Genomic DNA, 19,898 nt, shown 5'->3' on the forward strand with positions numbered 1-19,898 from the left:
TCAGAGTGTGTAACAGAAATTTATACGACTTCATGTCGCAATTAATGCCAAGCTCATCAGCAATGATATTACACAACTCCAAAGTTGAAACACGCTCAGGATTCGCGAGATGAAATATTTCCCCCGCAGCCATACTATGATGCGATGCCAGAGATATTCCATCAACCAGATTTCCAAGGGTTATAAGCTGACGCTGGTTATTGATCCACGAAAAGGGCAATGGAACTTGCATTTTGACAGCATGAATCAGGCTGTCGACATTACCCTTAACACCATCACCGATAACAGCAGGAAAACGCAATATTACTAACTCTAAACCCGCAGTATCAGAAAACGCTTTAAGTTTTTCTTCGGCCAAGCTCTTGGATAATGTATAGGCATTATGCGGAGAGCGTTCATGGTTCTCATTCAGAGGGGATACAGAACTGGCTCCCAGCACACCGATTGAGCTTGCAAAAACAAATCTCTTAACTCCACGAGAATGAGCTTCTTTTGCCAGCATCAATGCATAGTCAGCGTTATCTCGATTGAAGCCACTGGTATCCGAAAACCCCTTACCCCTAATATGCACTTTGGCTGCTAGGTGAATCAATGTGTCTACATCATTCAATGGAGACCCCATCTTCTCTCCGAGCCTCCAACAGTGATCCACGTCAGCCCCAGCTTTGGGGGCTCTCCCCACCGCAGAAACGGAAACTCCCGTAGACTTCAAATGGCTAACTAGTGCGCTACCGATCATTCCGGTAGCTCCAGTAACAAGTACTCGATCATTCATCATCGGTTCAACCTTTTCATTGAGCCGCGCCAAGCATAGGAAATAAACGAGGGCAGAGCTTTTTTGAGAGGTAACGACTCAAATGACCGATATACACGCCACGTATATACTGCTGCGCTTAATTTGTTCGCAGAAAGTGAACCCGGCCTTACTCTGTAATAAGTCAAAGGGTCATCTATTCCTCGAGCAACAGCTCCCTCACGAAGTAACTTTAGCCAAAACGCAAAATCCTGACGCTTCCTGATATCGGGCATCAGCGGCCTACCAACTGCATCGTAATCAAGGAGTACGCTGGAGCAAGCAATTAGAGGATTAGCAAGTAAGGCATTATAGTCCACTTCAAGCTGCACGCACTGAGTGGCACCAAACGGCCTGCCTTTAGAATCAACCTTCTGAATCGCTGTGTATGAAATCTGTGCTCGTTGAGCCGTTATAGCATCGATCTGCCGTCTTAATTTCTCTTGGTGCCACAGATCATCTCCATCGATAAACGCAACGTAACGATACTGCGCGACTTCCAAGCCTAAATTACGCGCACCTGCTCCTCCCAAATTCTCTTTGCTGTTGAGCACTCGAACTCTCGGATCAATAGAAACAAACCTATTGATAAGCTCACTCGTCCGATCTGTAGAGCAATCATCAACAACTATCAACTCTAATTTTGAATGACTCTGATTCAGCACTGACTCAATTGACATCTGTATAAAGGGGGCAACATTGAAAGCGGGCATTACTACGCTGACTCGATTATCAAGTTCCGTTGACATCTAACTATCCCACCAAAAATCGACCAAACAAAATCAATTAAATTTACAAATAAATAAAGAATTACCGGCGTTCGGGTTCACCACCTGAACTCACACGAAGCAGCTCTAATAACTCAACGCCCCAGACCCTCAAGTAAACAAAACTTGCAATAAACCGATACCTCAAGGGAAATTGTCGACTTCGGAAAAAACGAATTGATGTTATTCCTGGCGACAATATAGTGCGAATATATATCCACAACTTGTGACGGCGTGATTTAAAGGTTAACTGCCCTCCCTTAACTCGACGGGCTTTAGTCGCAATCGCCCTCCAACTTGCTCTCGTACGATGTCCTACAACGGCAGAATCAGCGTATGCGATTCTAAAGCCTTTATGCGTTGCACGACGACAGAAATCTGCATCGCCACCGGAGAAAAGCTGCTCATTGAAACCGCCAACCTCCTGAATTAAAGCTCGAGGAACCGCTAGATTCGCTGTTGCGGCATAGCCCCTATTGACATAGTGTGATTGCGGAATACCTCGGACAAGATCATAAATTTCACATGCAGAGGGTTGATCCTCTTCAGTTACCGAGTCTACTCTGCCAGCCAAGAAAAATTTTCTGGACGCCTCCACCTTCCCTACGCATATAATTTCACTAATCCAATCTACAGCAGGTAAACAATCAGCATCTGTAAAAACAAGCCAATCCCCTCGGGCGTGCGCGACCCCATAATTACGAGCAGCATATGCACCTTTTTTCTCGCAATGCAACACTCGCACATTTGGCTCCACTTGATTTGGCAGAACGATTTCACTAGAGCCATTATCAACTAAAAGAACATCAAAGAGTTCTCGCGGGTATGACTGAGCCTTTAAGCAATCCAGCAGCCTGGGAATCATTGCCCATTGCTCAAAGACAGGGACGATGACAGACACATGAATATCCATCTTACATAACCAACTTTCTATCCATATCTACAGGCCAACCCGTAGTTACCAGCATAAAAACCGCATCCAGCCATTCAAAAGTAAAGGGCAACCCTTCACTAAAATTCTAAATTAGCCGCATGTACCCATGCCCATCAGAATTGACATTACCCAAAAAATGTGGAAATTGCGCACCAATACCGTCATGTTATGAGATGCTGACTATAGACTGCTGCTCAGCGAATGAATCTATAAGCTTCATGATACGATCAACAATCTCTAGCCCATTTATAAATTGCTGCCGAAGACAGCGCTCCTCCAGAGCAGCCAACAAAGCTGCAAGTTCAGCCAGCTCCACTCGAACACCAGCCAACGATGAACGCGTGCCAGCGGCCACTTGCAAGGCATCTGACAATTTATAAAGCTGATCTTTCGAGCGCCAAGCCCCGGTTCTAACTGGCCAACCAGAACCGACAGGCTCAAGAGACCATCGCCCCCAGTTCAACATTAAGGGCTCATTTTTCTTCTGGTCTACCAGGATACTTCCCTCCCCAAATTCAGAGTTCGTAACCACCAACGGCAGAGATTTCAAATACTGCTTCATAGCGGGCAGATGATCTATAAGCCTAGCCACCTGACGCTCCTGCTCGACCGTATCGACAGCAACTAACAATCGCTTTAACAAATTTGGTTCGAGCCGCTGCCACAAGAGAGGTTTCGAGCGGCGATATCTCTGTACGAGAGCAACAGACGGCTCGAGAGCCAGTAGCGAACCGCGCAATCTATTCAACTGCAGCTGTAGATCTCTGCCGCTTGGAAGCGTTACGGCTTTTGGGATCTGATACACTAAACATATAAAATCGCTAACATCAACTGCCCCTAGAAAGCGCGGAGCCGGCATAGCTTCCGGAGCCTCGCTCAGCAGCGTAGACTCATGGATAGCAACAGATTTGCGCCCTCCATCAAAGAGCTTGAGTAAGTAATCTTTCTCGCCAGATAGACTCACCGCCTTCAATACACCCGCATTGCCATTGCTCGAGAAGTGCCATTCAAATCGCTTCGCCCCCTCCCACCCAGGGACGACTCTACTTAGCAGCTCTGCACCCCAATCAGAACGAGAATCAGGCATCAACAAAGGCCAGATACCCTTTTCCGCCGCCGCCCCCCCTTTTATCAGGACTTTGCCATGAAAAAATAATGCATTGATTCTTGCGCGTTGCTTATAGAGCGACGCAATATCCTGAACAAGAGAGGAAAGCCTGTTCAAAAGCTGTCTCGCCAAAAGCAATGACACTATTGCAACAACAACTGAGGGTGGCCTAAATACAATAAAATCAGCAACCAGAAAAGAAAAAACTGTAAAAAAACCGAAACCAGCGAAAAGCTTTACAGTTTTATCCAGACTTTTCCTCACAACCTCCTGAAAACTCTCAATAAAAAAACTTATTGAGAACAGAACTATTGATATAAAACCGAGATAGCCAAGCAGAGCCACTGACATATCCGGGTAAAGAAGTATAAGCGCTAAAAGTGCGACACTGGAAAAAACCCCGTCCGATAGAGCTCGGGAAAAGCGTTGATATGTGATGGCAGCAACTTCATCTTGATTCTCAAAGAGAACCATCTTTTGATTCTTTCGTAGCAAATCCCCAGAAGCTTTCTGCGTAATCATGCTAGTTAACCGCTGGGACAAAATGTGAATCAAAAAGAAGCCGACAGCTACCCCACTCAGCCCGACGATCAATGTATCCCGACCGAACGAGCTCAATTCCTCCGGAAAATATACAGGCAGACTCTTAGAGCCAAGCAATATCGCAACTTTTAGTGGTAAAAATGACGCCAATAACATCGAAATCTGGGAAACGACTGTCAAGATAATTATTATCGACGTTCGCCACGACTCCACACGAGCGAGTTTAGCGGCTAAGGATATGCTCCATCGAATAGAACCCAACACCCCAGACATCATAGCTAAAACCCACCGACTGCAGGCCACCTGCCTGACTCAAAAGTTGCCTCAGTTCTAGGCAGAGAAAAAAAACATTCATCGCTGCTCAAAAACACCAAAACCTACCCTCTCTCTTACTTGCAGAAACTCTTTGATTCACGATAACTCGATGCGTTTAAAGCTTTTTGGAAAGTGCATATGAGATATGCTAACGCCTCTCCGCTTCGCCATTACAAGTCAGCCTAGCAAGCTCCTTAAGCTCGACAAGCCACAATCTGAGCTGGACGCTTATGGCAACTCCCCTATAGCGCCACGGATAGCCGCCATCTATGGCGAAACGATATATCGCGATTATTGGTGGCAGCAAAGATCTTATGACTGCCACAATGCGCTTTCTACGTGATCTCACGCAAATTTTGCCACCCTTAATTCGTCGAGCTTTTGTCGCCACCTCCTGCCACGTTGTACGTGCACGATGTTTAACTACTGCATGCGGCAGATACATTAGCTGAGCGCCACGTCCGGCCGCTCTACGACAAAAATCTGCATCGCCCCCAGAAAATAACTGCTCCCCAAATCCGCCTAACCTATCAAACAGTTTTCTATGAACCGTCAGGTTTGCCGTTGCAGCGTACCCTTGCTTAACATATCGAAACTGGGGGATACCCTTAAGGACATCATAGATTTCGTAAAAGTTTGGAGAGGAACTCTCAGAAACCACAGTAATTCCGCCAGCAAAGAGATGGAATTCATCGTCGCAGCGATCCACTTCACAAGTAATTCTTTCTAACCAATCATGCTCGGGCAAACAGTCCGCATCTGTGAATACCAACCACTCACCTTTCGCAGCTGCAACCCCTAAGTTCCTCGACGCATAGGAACCAAGTTTCCGGCAAGTAAGAATTCTTACATTCTTGAGTCTAGTTTTGGGCGAGTAGAAAATTTTGGATCCATTTTCTATCAAAAGTATCTCAAATTCATCTTGAGATACCGTTTGTCGCTCAAGACAATTCAGCAAATCTTCAACAAGGTGCCAATGATCACAAACAGGGACGACAACTGTAAACTTCAACTCCCTCCCTCCTGAATAATTTTTAAAAGAAGCATTTTCCACAATTCAAAAACCATTTGAAGCTTCTGCACGAGACCTCAAAAATAGTATCGAACATCCAAACATACGAACCATGACACATCTAACATTGTTCACAGCGCGCCAGCTTGGACAAAATAATTAACTCAATCCCGTGCAAAACCTAGTCAATGAGAAGTGAATTCATGCTTGATCTTTTCAAGCCCATTAATACTCAAATACTCATTAAAATTTTCAAAAAGGCCGCCAATGTTATTAAAAAAGTCTGAATAGTCGATATGCTGGACAATTTCATCTTCCTTGGATGCAGCAAACTCAGAAAGAGAAATAGATGGCAAATGACAGAACTCTACCAACTCTCTTGTTCGCGCATCATGTGTCAACCACAAAGCAGGCTTACCACTTAAAATAGATGCCATATTCACATGAAACCGAGTACCATAAGTGTAGGCAACACATTCTTTATTGAAGGTGTACCATTCTTTTGTACTTCGAAATAACCTATAGTACTTTTGATAGAAATCGTATATTTTTTCAGCAGAGTCGACAATACGGTATTTATTCTTCACGATCCTGTAGTATCTATTCTTTAAAATCCTGCTCAAGAAACGGGGCAGCTCAGGGGGCTCTTGATTGTCACCTGCCATCAACTTCAAATGGAACATGTGCATTGCCTTTGATACAGGCTCCACAAGAAAATGGCTACTATTGATGCCTCTCGCCAACAACAACCGCTCTTCTTTTCTTGCCATATTCGTGACATTGAAACTAGGGCGACCATGCATATTTTCGAACTTAGAGTTTTCTTGTAGCTTTAATAGCTCTTCAGGTCTGGAAAACAGAGAAGGACAACCAGTCACAAATACATTCTTAACACTGCAACACTTTTCAATAACTCTTTTAGTAAACTCCCCTCTCACACCCAGAGCCTCTGCACGATGCGACAAATACTGCAAAAGCTCTACAGCCTCTGGACAAAGTGATGCTTGTTCAAGATCACTATCTTTAGCCTGTATTCCAAGGCCAAAAACTACTATCGGTACCTCGTATTGTTCTAATGCGCGCTTAAACCGTGAATATCTTTCGCCATCTGGCTTATCCAATGAAAGAGTATTCGCCAAAGTCACTATAAGGTGAGAGCATTTATTATTTACAAAACCCCTAAAACTTTTCTCACCTGAAAACTTAAAGCTATTATCTGTAGAATGGACTGCATAGCTATAGAGCTCCAGCGGCGCATTCGCATGTATCATATTGCCTGCGTTTTCACGCATTTCCAGCGGGAACTTTGCCGGCAACTCTGGCAAGCAGTTCATTACACCTATATACACAATAACTCCTATTGCTCGTAAATCAGTAAGCCTTTATCTAAAATATTCCGACAGAGAAACCTCAAGTTCGCATAGAGAACTTCACTGACTTACTTCCTGATCCTCTATAAACAGAGAATTATCAAGCACATACTTCCGGCATGCATCATCATCAGTCAAAGGCTTGTAATGCCACGCATCAATGTTTTGCCTTTTTAGTGATTCATTAACAACCTTGAAATGGTTCTCTTTTTGCACAGCAAGTTTTTTAATTGAGGTGTTATCTCCATGTAGAACACGGTTATAACAAATTCTATTGATATGTTTGAAAGGCCCGACTTCACTCAACTTAAGATACATATCATAGTCAACTGCATTTTCAATTTCTTCTGAAAAACCTGATGTCAAATTCCAGGCGCGCATGGTAAACATCCTGAAATGATGACAAATCATTGTCGTAGTTAATTTTTCGCGAGAGTACTTTGGCCAGTTATAACCATTTTGAATCAAGCTTCCATCAGGGTTGACATTCCTATTGGTAGTGTATACGCACACCAATTTTTGATCATCCATGAACTTTTTCAGACACAACTCTACTGCATCAGGCTCCAAATAATCATCTGAGTCTAACTGCCCTACGTAGTACCCGCGGCAATTCCTTACAGCAGAATTAGAGGCAGAACCTATTCCCCCATTTTCCTGCGTAATTAATTGCACCCTTGGATTACTTCCATAGAGCCGATTTATTAATTCAAAAGTGCCATCCGTGGACCCATCGTCACAGATGCAAACCTCTAGATCGGTAACTGTTTGATTTAGAGCACTGTTCACACAGCGCTCAATATATTTCTTACAGTTGAAGGCGGGGATATATATCGATACTAATGGTACTTTCTTGATTGTGGCCGACGTAATCGGTTCATACTTACGATAGAAGAAAGGAACCTTTTCCTGGACAATTTCAATTGTTACAGCTTTACCTGCCGACCTATCTGTCTCATTCTCTCGTCCAGGAGGCTCCTGATGATATGCTAGGCCACCTTCAACTGCCCGAAAAAAACAACCTTCACGGTACAAACGGTAACCAAACTCGTTATCCTCTCCGCCCCAGTCTGTGAACTCTTCGTCAAAGTAACCAGCGATATCCAACCAGATTTTGGCAAATGCAACGTTTCCCCCACTAAAAAATCGGAATGGTGCATCACACAACCGCAGATTTTCGGTTGCTCGAAAGTGCTCTAACCGCCAATCTACTGATATCCCCTTCTTGACACTATTCCCCACTTCACTATTGGTTACTACTTCAGGCAATTTAGACAAAAAGTCCTCACTATTGAAAATATCATCAGATGATATTCCGTGGGTGTCGACATACTTACGCGGGCCGATAAGTGCAACATCTGGGTCCTCCAGCAGTAACTCCACGTACGACTGAACCCAGTATGGGTTTGGAGCCATATCACAATCAAGAATCGCAACAAAGTCATGTTTAGCAGTTCTTAAACCCAAATTGCGCACCGCACACAACTGATAGCCATAGTCACGCTGACGAACAAATTTAATATCTAAATAACGCTCATATTTTCGGATTAAAGGCGTCAGATCTTCAGCACTGCCATCATCAGCAACTATCACCTCGTATTCATAATCGGTAACCTGCTTTACCAAACATGCTAGAGTGACATCCAATATACGGGTTCGATTGTATGTTGGAACAATTACACTAATTCCAACATTTTTTTTAGAAAGATTAACGGTGCTCTTTCGGCTTCTGTGCCACAAAAAGTCATTCGGACCTTCTGGCAAAGGAGCCAGCGTCAACTCCTCAGGCCAATCCAAGGGGAGAGGATCTACACTGCTTACTTGGGCTTTCTCGGACTGGGTCTTTTTCAACTCATTATAGCGTCCTAAGCACGCCAGCCTTTCCTCTGGGGAAATAGGGTACTCGCCATCATTTGAAAGTAATATTTTCGAAATTGGATCCAATGCTGAGGCTAATGCAACACTTCCCGCACTTCCACCTATAGCCTTCTCACAAAGCTCAATATTGTATTCAACTACCTTACTACCATAGAGCAGACTGGCTTGCTTATATAACCTCAAAGCCTCGGGATATGCACCTTTAAGGAATAGAGAATTTGCTTCTTTAAGGATTGACATTCACTTACTCTCTAAATTCGAAGATACTTCAGCTAATCACAGAAAGGCAGATCGCACCTTTTTCAACTTTGGGTTTTTCTTCGTAATACGCTATATTTCTTTCATCCAGAAGTCTCTTCCACTCAGCAACCACAGCCTTTTCCTCCGGCCTGTTGAAGTCGTCTAGAACTATATCTATAGTACAATTCGAGAAGTAACTTAACAATTTGGGGAGAGCGGGAAATCTCGAAAGAGGACCCAAGTTCCCAGGAGGACCATCAACCAACACTAGAATTCGCGCACCCGTACCTACTGCTTGAGAGGCCTGCTCAAGGACTCCATCACAAGAATAATAATTAAAGCTTTTCTGAGCATATTGATACTTTATTAAAGGTGTGCATGCAAGATAAACTAAAGAATCCAAGCCTTTCCGCTCCAACTCTTTCTTAGTCTGATCGTAGTATTGCTCATTGTGCTCAAAAGAAATTACACGCCTAACTTCTGCAGAAGCATTCTTTTGCACATCATGATCAGAACCACCCTCATCAATGGTTTCGACAGCCGCAGCCTTTCTTGCCTTTTTTTCGCAGAGTAGCGAATTATTCTGAACTGCCTTTGCAAACAACTGTGTCGACGTGCCGCTGCCAAATTCGACTATCAAATCATAATTATTTTTCTCGATTCTACTGATTAGATAGCTAGCTATATCCGGACTAATGGGCCAACCATGGAAGTCCATTGCCAACTCTCCATGGATCAAGTAATTCTGAACTGCAATATATGATTCAATCTGCAAAAAATTATTGACCAAACCACTATTAATCGCATTGCAGAGTCTTGACTCAAGCAAGTCAAGACTTTTTTCATTTTTCTGCAAGGAATCTATTTTTTCCTTTAGAGAATCATTCTCCCTGCCGAGCAACGACTCAATGCCTTTAACATACTCTCTTTCAGCCACGTTTAACCTCGCGGCGTGGTCAAGCAAGTTTTCCAGACGCTCAACACATTCCTTCAAAGACTTAGACTCTTTTCTCAGCTCCGTCAACTCCGCCTGACAGCCCTTCAACTCACGCCCCAGAGATTTGCGTTCACCTTCAAGCTCAGCGATTTTTTTCTCCTGCGTTTGATAACGCGGCTTTATGTCTGACAACTCTTTGCTTGCCCTAGCTAGAGCCACACTAAGCCCAACTTTCCTTGACAAGACTCGGCGAAAAGGCCTACTTACTATCCTGGCAGGGGCAGAGGCTTTCCAGAGAAATCTATTCCTCTTTATCTTTGCTGCTAACCTTTCCGATAATGTTCTCTCACTAACCTTTGATCGGCTTCGACTTTGGCTCTGGTATTTCTTCACGCCTCCCTTTTGGCTTTGCTTTAGAAACATTTTTTCAAGGCTTTCCTGCAAATGGAATAGTTGCCTGAGTGCCATTTCATTTTCTTCACTAAGCGCCTTTACTTCCATTTCCTTCTCTTGCAACGCCTTCTGCTGGACTAACTGTTCCTCGTACAATTTGCCAACATCAAACACTGACATCGGAGAGCCATTCGAGCTTAAAGAAATACAGCTTCTTAGAAAATCTTCCCGCAGCTCGTTCAATGCTGGAATCTGATCTACAAGCTGACTCGCCAATACTTTGTACAGTCCTGGAGCATCACCCTCCTCCTTTAACTCAGGAATATCTTCGACTTCTACTAAATCCAGCTTCTCTACCACCTTATCGAAAAATTTCTTCGGCTCTCGAAGAGCTTCGGCAACATCCACAAGGATAGAACACTCGAGATTAGACTTGTGGAACTCCAGCATCTTGGAGGCGCTATTGCTCCATATCTCTATCGCAGTTACTGGATCTTCCTTCTCTCGCATCGCATCAGAAGCAGCCACTTCAGGGTGAGTAAAAAATAAGATATATACGTCACCACTAAACTTACTCTCTGACTTTCTATTTTGATACCAGCTCTCAGGGTCCTCAGCACTATTTAATTGCCAACCTAGGCTATTCAAAAGAGGGCTAAGGCGTTGCCATTGACTGTTAGGCAGTGCACCAATGATTAGAGACATTTGGAAACCGTTCCTTAGATATTAAGCTATATACTTTTAATACGTTTAGTTCCTAGCAGGTATACACCTCAAAGGAAACCAAACTTGCCGAATGAATGAATTAAGCCCAGCGCTTGATAGAATCCAAGCTAGACTTAAACAGCTTACTTCACCATTCGCTATTCTGACAGTGAAGCCTGTTGCTTTGTTCTTAGATATTACCGTCAAAAGAATCGCTCGCACTACTTATATAAGCCAGCCTAACTTCGACCGGCATGTCTCATAAAAATTATGATCTATGGGGTGAATTAAGGTTAGCTTATGGGGCTTCTTGTGGATTCGCACAATGTCACCGAGCTCTGTGACCACTTGGTGATGCCCATCACAAGTCACATGTGGCCTGGCCACATTGTGCTCCCCAACGATAATCTTGAACTCACTACTGCCCTCCACAACGATCGGGCGGCTACTGAGGGTGTGTGGGTTCAACGGGACAAGCACTATGGCGTCCAGTTTGGGATGCATAATTGGTCCACCGCCAGATAACGCATATGCCGTGGAGCCAGTGGGGGTAGATATGATCAGGCCGTCCGAGCGCTGGGTATATACGAACTGACTGTCAATATAAAGGTCGAATTCGATCATTCGGATGAATTCGCCAGGATGAAGTACCACATCATTCAGCGCAGATCCCTTGCCGATGGACTTACCGTCCCGAGTAACGGACATATCCAGCAGAAAGCGGCTCTCAGCCATATATTTGCCAGCCAGCACTTCGCCTACTTTTTGTTCGATTTCATCGGGGGTGATATCGGTAAGGAAGCCGAGTCGGCCGCGGTTGATACCCAGGAGGGGTACGCTGAATTTGGCCAGGGCTCGGGCGGCAGCGAGGAGGCTGCCGTCGCCGCCTACTACGATGACCAAGTCGCAGAGCTCGCCCAATTTGTCTTTGGGCGCCACACGGGCGTGGTGGCTGGGGGCGGCGCCGGCAGTTTCCTCTTCCAGCACCACAGCGAAGCCCTCCCGCTCCAGGAACGCCATCAGGCGTTTGAGCGAGAGGACTGCACTGTCACTTTCTGTGCGGCCGATCAGGCCGATATTGTGAAATTCCGACACCGCTCCCCCAAGGTGCCCGAATTCTGGGCCCGGCGATTGTTGATGCTCTTCTTGCGGGTGCGACAGTTCAATTTTTGCGCACCTCAGGGGAGTTATCCCCAAAAAATGTGACAGGCGATTATGCCTGAGCAGAGAGTTTGAGTCGAACCAGATTCGGAAAGTTCAGAGGAGAAACGAATCAAGAATGGCTATTTTTGATCGCTTTAATTGTTGATATCCGCGCCCCCCCCCCTGGAGTCCTCCGGAGTGCAAAGCGAGAACCCTACTGCCGGGAGGTATCCGACCGGAGTCTACCGCCCGCTGTAAACCATACAGGAGCTTGGCGGTATACACCGGGTCGAGCGGGACTCCGGTTTGTCGCTCGAAGGTTCGCTGGAAGCGGCGCAGGTAGTCCGGACACTTGGCGTAGCCGCCACAGTGGTAGTTGCTGTGCATGAACTGTTCGGGCGCCCCTTGAGCCCCCTCCCCCGGCCCCTCTCCCGGAGGGAGAGGCTTGCTTGCTTTTGGGCATTCGGGCCTTTGAATCGCTTTCAGCCAATGCTGTGTATCGCGACGAATCAAATCGCCGGCTTTCAGGACCTCAATGCCGTGAACTGAACAATACCGGCCGGCGGTCGACAGCAATCCGGCCAGGGTGACCCCTGTCCCGCAGGCGAGCCAGACCTGATCGAAATCAATCGGACTCGCCGCTTCGATCACTTTTCCCAATAGGGCTACCCCTCTGGCACCCGCCAGGTTGGAGCCACCTTCGGGAATGTAGGTCGCACCAGAGCGATCAATCTCCAACCGTTCTAGAAAGTCGGCGCAATGGCGCAAACGGTATTGCTCGCGGGTGACAAACCTAAGCTGCATACCAAAGCGTTCGGCATCCCGAAGCGTCGCACTCAATACCGGCGGGCGCTCGCCGTGGATAATGCCCTGGGTCTTGAATCCGAAGCGGGCTCCGGCGGCCGCCGTGGCATAGATATGATTTGACCAGGCACCGCCACAGGTGATCAGGGTATCGGCACCCTGCTCTCTAGCCTCAATCAGGTTGTAGATCAGCTTGTAGGCCTTGTTGCCGGAGATCAGCGGGTCGAGGAGGTCGTCGCGACGGATCCAGAGTTCGATGCCCGGGAAAAGGTCGCTGTCGATTTTCTGGTAGGGGACTTCGTGGGCAGATTGGATGAAATCCCGGAGATTTAAGCTTGTCAGATAGCGGGGTGGCATAGCTCGGTTGTAGTGGCATAGTGAATTTGGCCACCTGACTTTGAGTGATATTATCACACTCAGTATAAGTCAGGTGAAATAATGACCAACACTAAAAAGAGAAACTTCAGCCCGGAATTCCGTCTGGAGGCGGCCCAGCTTGTGGTTGATCAGGGCTACACAGTGAAAGCGGCCTGCGAAGCCATGGGCGTTGGCAAGTCCACCATGGAGTATTGGGTGCGCCGGCTCCGAGCCGAGCGATCAGGCAAGGCACCACAAAAAGGTGAGGCGCTGACGCCGGAACAGCGTGAGCTTCAAGAACTGAAGCGGAAGCTACGGCGGGTGGAGGAAGAAAAGGAGATACTAAAAAAGGCTACCGCTCTCTTGATGTCGGACTCCCTGAGCAATTCTCGATAATCGAGCGACTTGAAGAGAGCTATGCGGTGCAGCACTTGTGTCAGGTGTTTGGGGTGCATCGCAGTAGCTACCGCGCTTGGCGTCGCCGGGACAGGAGGCCCTCCGAGGCAGAGAAGAAGCTGCTGGATCAGGTTGTCGAGGCGCACGAAGCCAGTAACGGCTCTGCCGGCGCTCGCAGCATTGCAAAAATGGTAACGCAGGCCGGAACGCCGCTGAGCCGATATCGTGCCAGAAGACGAATGAAACAGTTGGGGCTGGTGAGCACACAACCGCCAAGCCACGTTTACAAGAAGGCTGAACAGCCGCACCTGGATATCCCGAACCTTCTTGATCGAGAGTTCGGTGTAAAGGAGCCTAATCAGGTCTGGACCGGCGATATCACCTATATCTGGACAGGGGCGCGCTGGGCTTACCTGGCAGTGGTAATCGATTTGTTTTCCCGCAAACCCGTAGGCTGGGCGTTGTCCTTGTCTCCGAATACGGAACTGGTAAAGAAGGCGTTAACGATGGCCTATGAATCGCGTGGCGAGCCACCGGAAGTCATGTTTCATTCGGACCAGGGTTGCCAGTACACCAGTCTGGTCTTCCGACAGCTGCTCTGGCGATATCAGATGCGACAGAGTCTCAGTCGTCGAGGGAATTGCTGGGATAACGCCCCGACAGAGCGGTTCTAAAGCATTTCGACAGGTCCATATCCACCACCCATTGCCGGCGGTAGCGGCGAATGAACAGTTCTGCCTTACCGATGGCGTGGTGGCAGCCCCGACCCTTTCGATAGCCGTAGCTCAAGGGGTGGAACTGCGGATCGAAGATCGGTTCCAGTAGGTTGCGCAGCGCCTGTTGCACGACGCGGTCCCGAACCGTGGGAATGCCCAGTTTGCGTTGGCCCCCTCCCTCTTTGGGGATGGCGACGCGTCGTACCGGGTGCGCTCGGTAGCGCTTTTCCTTCAGTTCGAGCTGCAGGCTCGACAGCTCTGCGTCCAGATTCGCCGCAAACGCTTCCAGGCTCTGCCCATCAGTTCCGGCCGCGCCTCGGTTGCGTTTGACGTGTCTGAACGCCTCGAGCAGTGCTCGCTTGGAGAGCAGCCGCCCGTAGAGGCTGTAGTATTTCCTCATGGCCTGCCTGTGTCTGTGGTCATCCGTCCGGTGCTTCGGCTTCCATGGTGGTCTGTTTCAAGCTGACAACGCAGTGTGCTAGCACTGAGGCAATCTGCTGCACTGCCCGCTCTACTCCCATGATGCAGTTTCCTCGCTCAGAGTGCCCGTCCCCGGGACTCCGGCGCGGGAAGACCCCACCCCGTCGGGCGGCTCGTACATCCCATGGAGGCGATTTGCCTTTCCGATGACGCTTGGTCGTTTACTTCGCCCCTTCGCATTCCAACACGGCTTTTGGCCGCATTGGATCCGCTGAACCTCCGCCAGCGGTCGCCCCGGTTTTCTCCTCCACACTGTTACCAGGCTTCATCGGCCGGGACTTCATCACTACTACGAGCTCATCTGCCACCTCACACCCCCACCGCGCTCGAGTCTCCTCTTACGGAGCGGATCTCGACTTGGGCCGAGAGATGGTGCAAGGCTTCCCCCGTTTCTACAGGCTCCCGGTAAGCAACGCCATCCTGCAGCACACCACCGGTCTGACCGAGTATCGGGCTTTGCCGTATTTCGCAGGCTTACCGCCCCGGTGGCGCCGGCCCAGGTTCGCTGGCGCTATGTGTCGCTTACTTCCTATGGCTTCCTTCAGACCCTGCCGTTACCAGCAGTGCCCTTGCCAGTCGGATTGTCTTCCCCTCGGTCGGGGTGACGCCTTCTTCTTGCAGAAGGCCGGGTTTGCCTGCTTCGCAGGGCAAACAAAAAAGCCCCGCTCGAAAGAGCGGGGCTTTTTTGTATATGGCGGACCGGACGGGACTCGAACCCGCGACCTCCGGCGTGACAGGCCGGCATTCTAACCAACTGAACTACCGGTCCGCGGTAGACGCACTCCGTGAGGGAGTGGTGGGTGGTACAGGGGTCGAACCTGTGACCTCCGGCTTGTAAGGCCGTCGCTCTCCCAACTGAGCTAACCACCCTTCTTTTCCGCTCTGGGCTGTGCCCCTCGAGCGACGCGAATCATACCGGACTGGGTTCGGGTGTCAACAAATTCAGCGCCAAAAACTCAATTATTTTCAATCACTTGCCCTCTGCCCCTGTGGCAGCGATACCGGAACCGGTCGCTCGGCTTCTGTGACACCTTCCGCCGGCTCGTCGGCCAGCCGTTCACCTGGCTGGCGGTAGTCCGGGGCTATCGGGTGGCCGGCGATCCGTACCGGCGCTTCACCGGGAATCAGGTCGTCCAACGGGCGGGCGATATCCGGCTGGTTGTAGTTGCACACGCCGGTGGGGAAAATCCGCTCCATTTCCTCGATATGATCGGCGATCTCCCGGGTATGCGGCCCATAGGTGCCTTTGGCGACCGCGCGCGCGATCGGCTGCAGGGCACACTTGAAGACGTCGCCGGTAATCGGCCCGCCGGCCACCTGCCTCGGCGTACTGTAGATGGGGTATTCCCGCATGCAGGGGCCGGTGGGGCGGCTGTTCCAGGCACCGTTCCAGACACCGGCGCCCGCCGCCATCACATTGCCGTCGCTGTCGAAACACCGGTCGCTGGCATCCACCGGACGATTGGCGGCCACACCGGCTTCCGGATTTTCATCAATGTTCCGCATCCAGCGGTCGATGGTGTCCAGAGCCTCATCCAGGGGCGTGTAGTCCTTGTGGCTGACCCAGATCAGCTGGTTGTCGGCGTGCCCTCGGGCGCGGCGGATACGCTCGCGCGAGGAGAAGGACGCGGAGGCGTGATGCATGTCCAGTTCTTCGTCCAGGTAGTGGCGCAGGTCGATGATGGGAATTTCCACGTCGCCGAGGAAAACATGGCCGGAGCGGTAGATGCCCTCGATCGCTTCACGGCTGGCGCGGGTGCGCGGGGCCGGGTTGTCGAGGTTGCCCAGGTTCATGTTCTGCTCGCTCCAGACGGACAGCTGCACCGGGAATAGCTCGCCGTTGAGGAACCACAGGCGCTCGTCATTCTGGTTCAGCGGCGCCTTCCAGCCACCGATGGTGGCATTCAGGCGCAGGAAGGTGTCGATGGAAATATCACCGCTCACCAGCGCTTCCAGGCCGTACTGGACGCCCTCGTTATCCCAGGCACTGTTGGCAAAGCCGGTGTCGTCGGCGCCATAGAAACGCCGCAGGTCTTCCCAGTGGGACCAGTGGGTGCGGCTGGCGATGTCGTCGTCGTAATTTTTGCTGAAATGCACGAAACGCGGGTTGTTGACCAGCGGCACCAGGCCCCGCCAGCCCTGGGTGCACTCGGTGGCCCCCTCCGTGCCGTCGCGATAGCGGCCGTCGAACAGCGCAGCCGCCGTCTTCAGTACGCCGAAACGGCTTTCCACCTCCCTGCTGGCGGACAATCCCTCGATGGCAGAGCGCTCACCCGCATCCCGCCAGCGCGGATTGTCGGCTTCGACCACGTCGAAGAAATACTCCAGCGGCTCGCAGTCGAAGACATAGATGGTCTGGCTGACCATATCCGGATAGGAGTAGAGCGGCAGTGCGGCGTCCAGCAGTCCCGGCGCATTCTGTGCGAAGAGGTACTGCTGGATGGCGCCGCCGGAACCGCCCAGGCCGACGGTATAGAGCGGATCGCCGTAGAGCGCGGTAAACTGCTTCTTCAGCCGCCGGGCCGTGTCCTCAGCGAGCCAGATATCGTAGTGGTTGCTGGTCTGGTTGGCGGTGGAGTAGACGATTCCATAGCCCCGCGCCAACTGGTCGGCGCGCCGGTTCACGATATCGCCCTTGCTGATATCCCCCTGACGCCGACCGATACCGACGCCGCCGCGGAGCTGGTAGATCAATCGCCGGTTCCAGTTGCTGGGGCTGGGGTTGCTGGCGGTCTCGCCCTCTCCTTTCAGCACCGCGATGGCGTAGAAGAACCGGTTGATGGTGCCGGTCTCGAGGCGCACGATAAAGTCCGTGGTGCGGCCGTTGACCGTCACCTGGTCGATATCGCCGTTCGCTTCCTCGAGCGGATGGAAGCCGTCGTCGACCGTGCTGCGGTAGTAGTAGTCCACCGAGGTGGCATGACTGCAGTTGCGGCTGTAGCCGATCACCTCCTCGGTGCGCTCGCCCTCTTCATCGAGTGCGAACACCGGCACGCCCTCGCCCTCTTGGTTGTCCACCAGCGGCTGTCGATTGGTGACCTTGTTCTCGTCGCAGTAAAAAGGATAGGTGGACGGTCCCGCAAACAGGGTTTCCGAGGGCCCCACTTCGCCGACCTCAATGGGAAAGGGAAAGTACTCCGGCGGCCGCTCCATCACTCTGGGATGGGGGCCGGAATAGGCGGGGCGCGGCTGGTGGTCCAGCGCTCCCTCGGGCACCCCGACCACCGGCGCATCCGGGGTTTCGGGAATTCTCGGCAGTTTCTGGTAGCCCACCCAGGCCCCCACACCGAGTACAACAGCCAACGCAAGCCCGATACCAGAGAGTATCCTTGCTCTCCAACGCGACATCTCCGCCTCCACACTGCTTACCTGGTACTGCATTGAGTATATGTACGGATGCGCAGGCCCACCGGCGTTTGGCGCACAATGTGGCCCAAGTGCTGAGAATCGCGAAGAGGCGGCAGCGGAAGGAGTGCCGACAGGGAATTAACTGCCGGGAAGGCGTTGCGCTCCACTGGCCGGGATGGCGCCAATAACCGCTGGTGGCGGGAATAGGACGATTGCCTGCATGGCAGGTCCCAACAGGTGAGAATATCGCGGGAGGGTGGGCCCAAATCGGCAAGACTGCCGATTTGGACGCCGCAGGAGCCTGCCCCGGGCAGGTCCGGGGCAGGCTCCTACAGGATCAACTGATAATGCCGCGCTGCTGGAGATTGGACAGGATCATTTCCACCTCTTCTTCCAGCGTCATCTGGTCGGTATGCAGATGCAGTTCCGGCGCGGTGGGAGCCTCGTAGGGATCGTCGATACCGGTAAAGCCACGGATCTCGCCGGCGCGGGCTTTCTTGTAGAGACCCTTCGGGTCGCGGGATTCGGCCGCTTCCAACGAGCAGTCCACGAATACCTCCAGATACGGCAGCTCGCCCTCATCGTGCATGCGACGCACAATCTCGCGATCCTCGCGGTAAGGGCTGATAAAACTGCTCAGCACCACCACGCCGCTGTCGGCAAACAGTTTGGAGATCTCGCCCACACGGCGGATATTCTCGGTGCGGTCCTCGGCGGAGAAGCCCAGGTTGGAGTTGATGCCGTGGCGGATATTGTCGCCATCCAGGCGGTAGCTCAGGATACCGCGCGCCGCCAGCGCCTTCTCCAGCGCCACGGCCACGGTGCTCTTGCCGGAGCCGGACAGGCCGGTGAACCACAGGGTAACGCCCTTGTGACCGAGCATCCTGGCGCGATCCTCGCGGGTCACGTCGCCTTCGTGCCAATGAATATTTGTCGCTTTGCGTTCCACTGTCTCTGTCACCTTATCTCCCCCAGAACTTTCATCACTCGATTCAGTGCCCTTCAATGGCATTGGCTTATAACCAAAAGCTATTGAAATTCAGGCGGTTACAAATTATCGATCATTAAATGCGCAGCGTAAAGCGCGCTCGGCCAAAACCTGCGGACCGGAACGAAAAAACCCGGCACTGGGCCGGGTTCTCGAAGCCTGCAGGGCAGGCTGAAGAAATGGGGTGGCCGACGGGGATCGAACCCGCGACCTCAGGAGCCACAATCCTGTGCTCTACCAACTGAGCTACGGCCACCATTGAAAGTGCTATGTTACAGCGCCTTGTGGCGACGCTGTACTGAATCTCCTACCGGCACAGCACCCGGCAGGGCCAGGGCGAACGTTTGCGAAGCACCGCTTCGCGTTCGTCCTGGCGCCCATCAGCTTCGCTGATGGGCCGGAATAGTCCTGCGACTCCAAGCTGGCAGCGGACAGAATCGAAACCGCCGAGCTATCAGTCGCCATCAAAGTATGGCGCACCCGGCAGGACTCGAACCTGCGGCCATCCGCTTAGAAGGCGGATGCTCTATCCAACTGAGCTACGGGTGCATGACAACCCGGAAAAATCTGGTCGGGGCAGAGGGATTCGAACCCCCGACATCCTGCTCCCAAAGCAGGCGCGCTACCAGACTGCGCTATGCCCCGTTAAAGGCCAAATCCCAGGATCTGGC

At 50.8% G+C, this 19,898-nt stretch carries 13 protein-coding genes, 5 tRNA genes and 1 pseudogene; 1 reads left to right on the forward strand and 18 read right to left on the reverse strand.

Annotated elements, in window-relative coordinates:
- The 10 genes from OQE62_RS15330 to OQE62_RS15375 form a co-directional block, all read right to left on the reverse strand.
- Nucleotides 1-778 (reverse strand): NAD-dependent epimerase/dehydratase family protein (locus OQE62_RS15330; protein ID WP_322746587.1); only part of this gene is annotated, 778 nt, incomplete at its 3' end.
- Nucleotides 775-1,542 (reverse strand): glycosyltransferase family 2 protein, encoded by a 768-nt coding sequence (locus OQE62_RS15335; RefSeq protein WP_265722922.1) that lies wholly within the window; start codon nt 1,540-1,542, stop codon nt 775-777. The genes OQE62_RS15330 and OQE62_RS15335, both read right to left, overlap by 4 nt.
- A 61-nt stretch (nt 1,543-1,603) precedes the next feature.
- Entirely contained in the window at nt 1,604-2,473 is an 870-nt protein-coding gene (locus OQE62_RS15340; RefSeq protein WP_265722923.1) for a glycosyltransferase family 2 protein, read from the reverse strand.
- 187 nt (nt 2,474-2,660) lie between these two features.
- Nucleotides 2,661-4,325 carry a hypothetical protein gene (locus OQE62_RS15345; RefSeq protein WP_265722924.1) on the reverse strand — a complete coding sequence of 555 codons (1,665 nt, stop codon included), beginning with the start codon at nt 4,323-4,325 and terminating at the stop codon, nt 2,661-2,663.
- A gap of 283 nt (nt 4,326-4,608) precedes the next feature.
- Entirely contained in the window at nt 4,609-5,514 is a 906-nt protein-coding gene (locus OQE62_RS15350; RefSeq protein ID WP_265722925.1) for a glycosyltransferase family 2 protein, read from the reverse strand.
- A 143-nt stretch (nt 5,515-5,657) separates the two neighbouring features.
- On the reverse strand, nt 5,658-6,821 hold the full coding sequence (locus tag OQE62_RS15355; RefSeq protein WP_265722926.1) for a polysaccharide pyruvyl transferase family protein: 1,164 nt from the start codon (nt 6,819-6,821) through the stop codon (nt 5,658-5,660).
- An 81-nt stretch (nt 6,822-6,902) separates the two neighbouring features.
- On the reverse strand, nt 6,903-8,960 hold the full coding sequence (locus OQE62_RS15360) for a glycosyltransferase family 2 protein (RefSeq protein WP_265722927.1): 2,058 nt from the start codon (nt 8,958-8,960) through the stop codon (nt 6,903-6,905).
- Nucleotides 8,961-8,988: 28 nt separating this feature from the next.
- Nucleotides 8,989-10,995, reverse strand: coding sequence for a GumC domain-containing protein (locus OQE62_RS15365; protein WP_265722928.1), 2,007 nt, complete (start codon nt 10,993-10,995; stop codon nt 8,989-8,991).
- A 225-nt stretch (nt 10,996-11,220) separates the two neighbouring features.
- Nucleotides 11,221-12,090 carry an NAD(+) kinase gene (locus tag OQE62_RS15370; RefSeq protein WP_265722929.1) on the reverse strand — a complete coding sequence of 290 codons (870 nt, stop codon included), beginning with the start codon at nt 12,088-12,090 and terminating at the stop codon, nt 11,221-11,223.
- Between the two features lie 162 nt (nt 12,091-12,252).
- Complete coding sequence (locus OQE62_RS15375) at nt 12,253-13,299, reverse strand: 1-aminocyclopropane-1-carboxylate deaminase/D-cysteine desulfhydrase (RefSeq protein WP_265722930.1); 1,047 nt, start codon at nt 13,297-13,299, stop codon at nt 12,253-12,255.
- Nucleotides 13,300-13,380: 81 nt separating this feature from the next.
- Between OQE62_RS15375 and OQE62_RS15380 the strand changes: the two are divergent.
- Nucleotides 13,381-14,366 (forward strand): annotated as a pseudogene (locus tag OQE62_RS15380) (IS3 family transposase); the annotation flags it as partial.
- Here OQE62_RS15380 and OQE62_RS15385 read toward each other — a convergent pair.
- The 8 genes from OQE62_RS15385 to OQE62_RS15420 all read right to left on the reverse strand — a co-directional run bounded on the left by OQE62_RS15385 (nt 14,320) and on the right by OQE62_RS15420 (nt 19,872).
- Nucleotides 14,320-14,811: a reverse transcriptase domain-containing protein gene (locus tag OQE62_RS15385; RefSeq protein ID WP_265722931.1), complete on the reverse strand. Its 492-nt coding sequence runs from the start codon at nt 14,809-14,811 to the stop codon at nt 14,320-14,322. The pseudogene OQE62_RS15380 and the gene OQE62_RS15385 sit on opposite strands and share 47 nt — an antisense overlap.
- A gap of 772 nt (nt 14,812-15,583) precedes the next feature.
- Nucleotides 15,584-15,660: transfer RNA gene (locus tag OQE62_RS15390), tRNA-Asp, on the reverse strand.
- 25 nt (nt 15,661-15,685) lie between these two features.
- Nucleotides 15,686-15,761, reverse strand: a tRNA-Val gene (locus OQE62_RS15395).
- 96 nt (nt 15,762-15,857) lie between these two features.
- Nucleotides 15,858-18,239 (reverse strand): DUF6351 family protein, encoded by a 2,382-nt coding sequence (locus OQE62_RS15400; RefSeq protein ID WP_265722932.1) that lies wholly within the window; start codon nt 18,237-18,239, stop codon nt 15,858-15,860.
- 337 nt (nt 18,240-18,576) lie between these two features.
- On the reverse strand, nt 18,577-19,200 hold the full coding sequence (cysC, locus tag OQE62_RS15405) for an adenylyl-sulfate kinase (protein WP_265722933.1): 624 nt from the start codon (nt 19,198-19,200) through the stop codon (nt 18,577-18,579).
- A 207-nt stretch (nt 19,201-19,407) separates the two neighbouring features.
- A tRNA-His gene (locus tag OQE62_RS15410) sits at nt 19,408-19,483 on the reverse strand.
- Between the two features lie 216 nt (nt 19,484-19,699).
- Nucleotides 19,700-19,776 (reverse strand) — tRNA-Arg (locus OQE62_RS15415).
- A gap of 19 nt (nt 19,777-19,795) precedes the next feature.
- Nucleotides 19,796-19,872 (reverse strand) — tRNA-Pro (locus OQE62_RS15420).
- Between the last annotated feature and the right edge of the window lie 26 nt (nt 19,873-19,898).

The sequence above is a fragment of the Microbulbifer halophilus genome (assembly GCF_026183675.1).
Lineage (GTDB): Bacteria > Pseudomonadota > Gammaproteobacteria > Pseudomonadales > Cellvibrionaceae > Microbulbifer > Microbulbifer halophilus.

Excerpts from the sequence above, each read along its gene's own strand:
- OQE62_RS15335 (WP_265722922.1), bottom strand. The coding sequence starts at position 1,542 with ATGTCAACGGAACTTGATAATCGAGTCAGCGTAGTAATGCCCGCTTTC.
- OQE62_RS15340 (WP_265722923.1), bottom strand. The coding sequence starts at position 2,473 with ATGGATATTCATGTGTCTGTCATCGTCCCTGTCTTTGAGCAATGGGCA.
- OQE62_RS15360 (WP_265722927.1), bottom strand. The coding sequence starts at position 8,960 with ATGTCAATCCTTAAAGAAGCAAATTCTCTATTCCTTAAAGGTGCATAT.
- OQE62_RS15365 (WP_265722928.1), bottom strand. The coding sequence starts at position 10,995 with ATGTCTCTAATCATTGGTGCACTGCCTAACAGTCAATGGCAACGCCTT.
- OQE62_RS15375 (WP_265722930.1), bottom strand. The coding sequence starts at position 13,299 with ATGCCACCCCGCTATCTGACAAGCTTAAATCTCCGGGATTTCATCCAA.
- OQE62_RS15385 (WP_265722931.1), bottom strand. The coding sequence starts at position 14,811 with ATGAGGAAATACTACAGCCTCTACGGGCGGCTGCTCTCCAAGCGAGCA.
- OQE62_RS15400 (WP_265722932.1), bottom strand. The coding sequence starts at position 18,239 with ATGTCGCGTTGGAGAGCAAGGATACTCTCTGGTATCGGGCTTGCGTTG.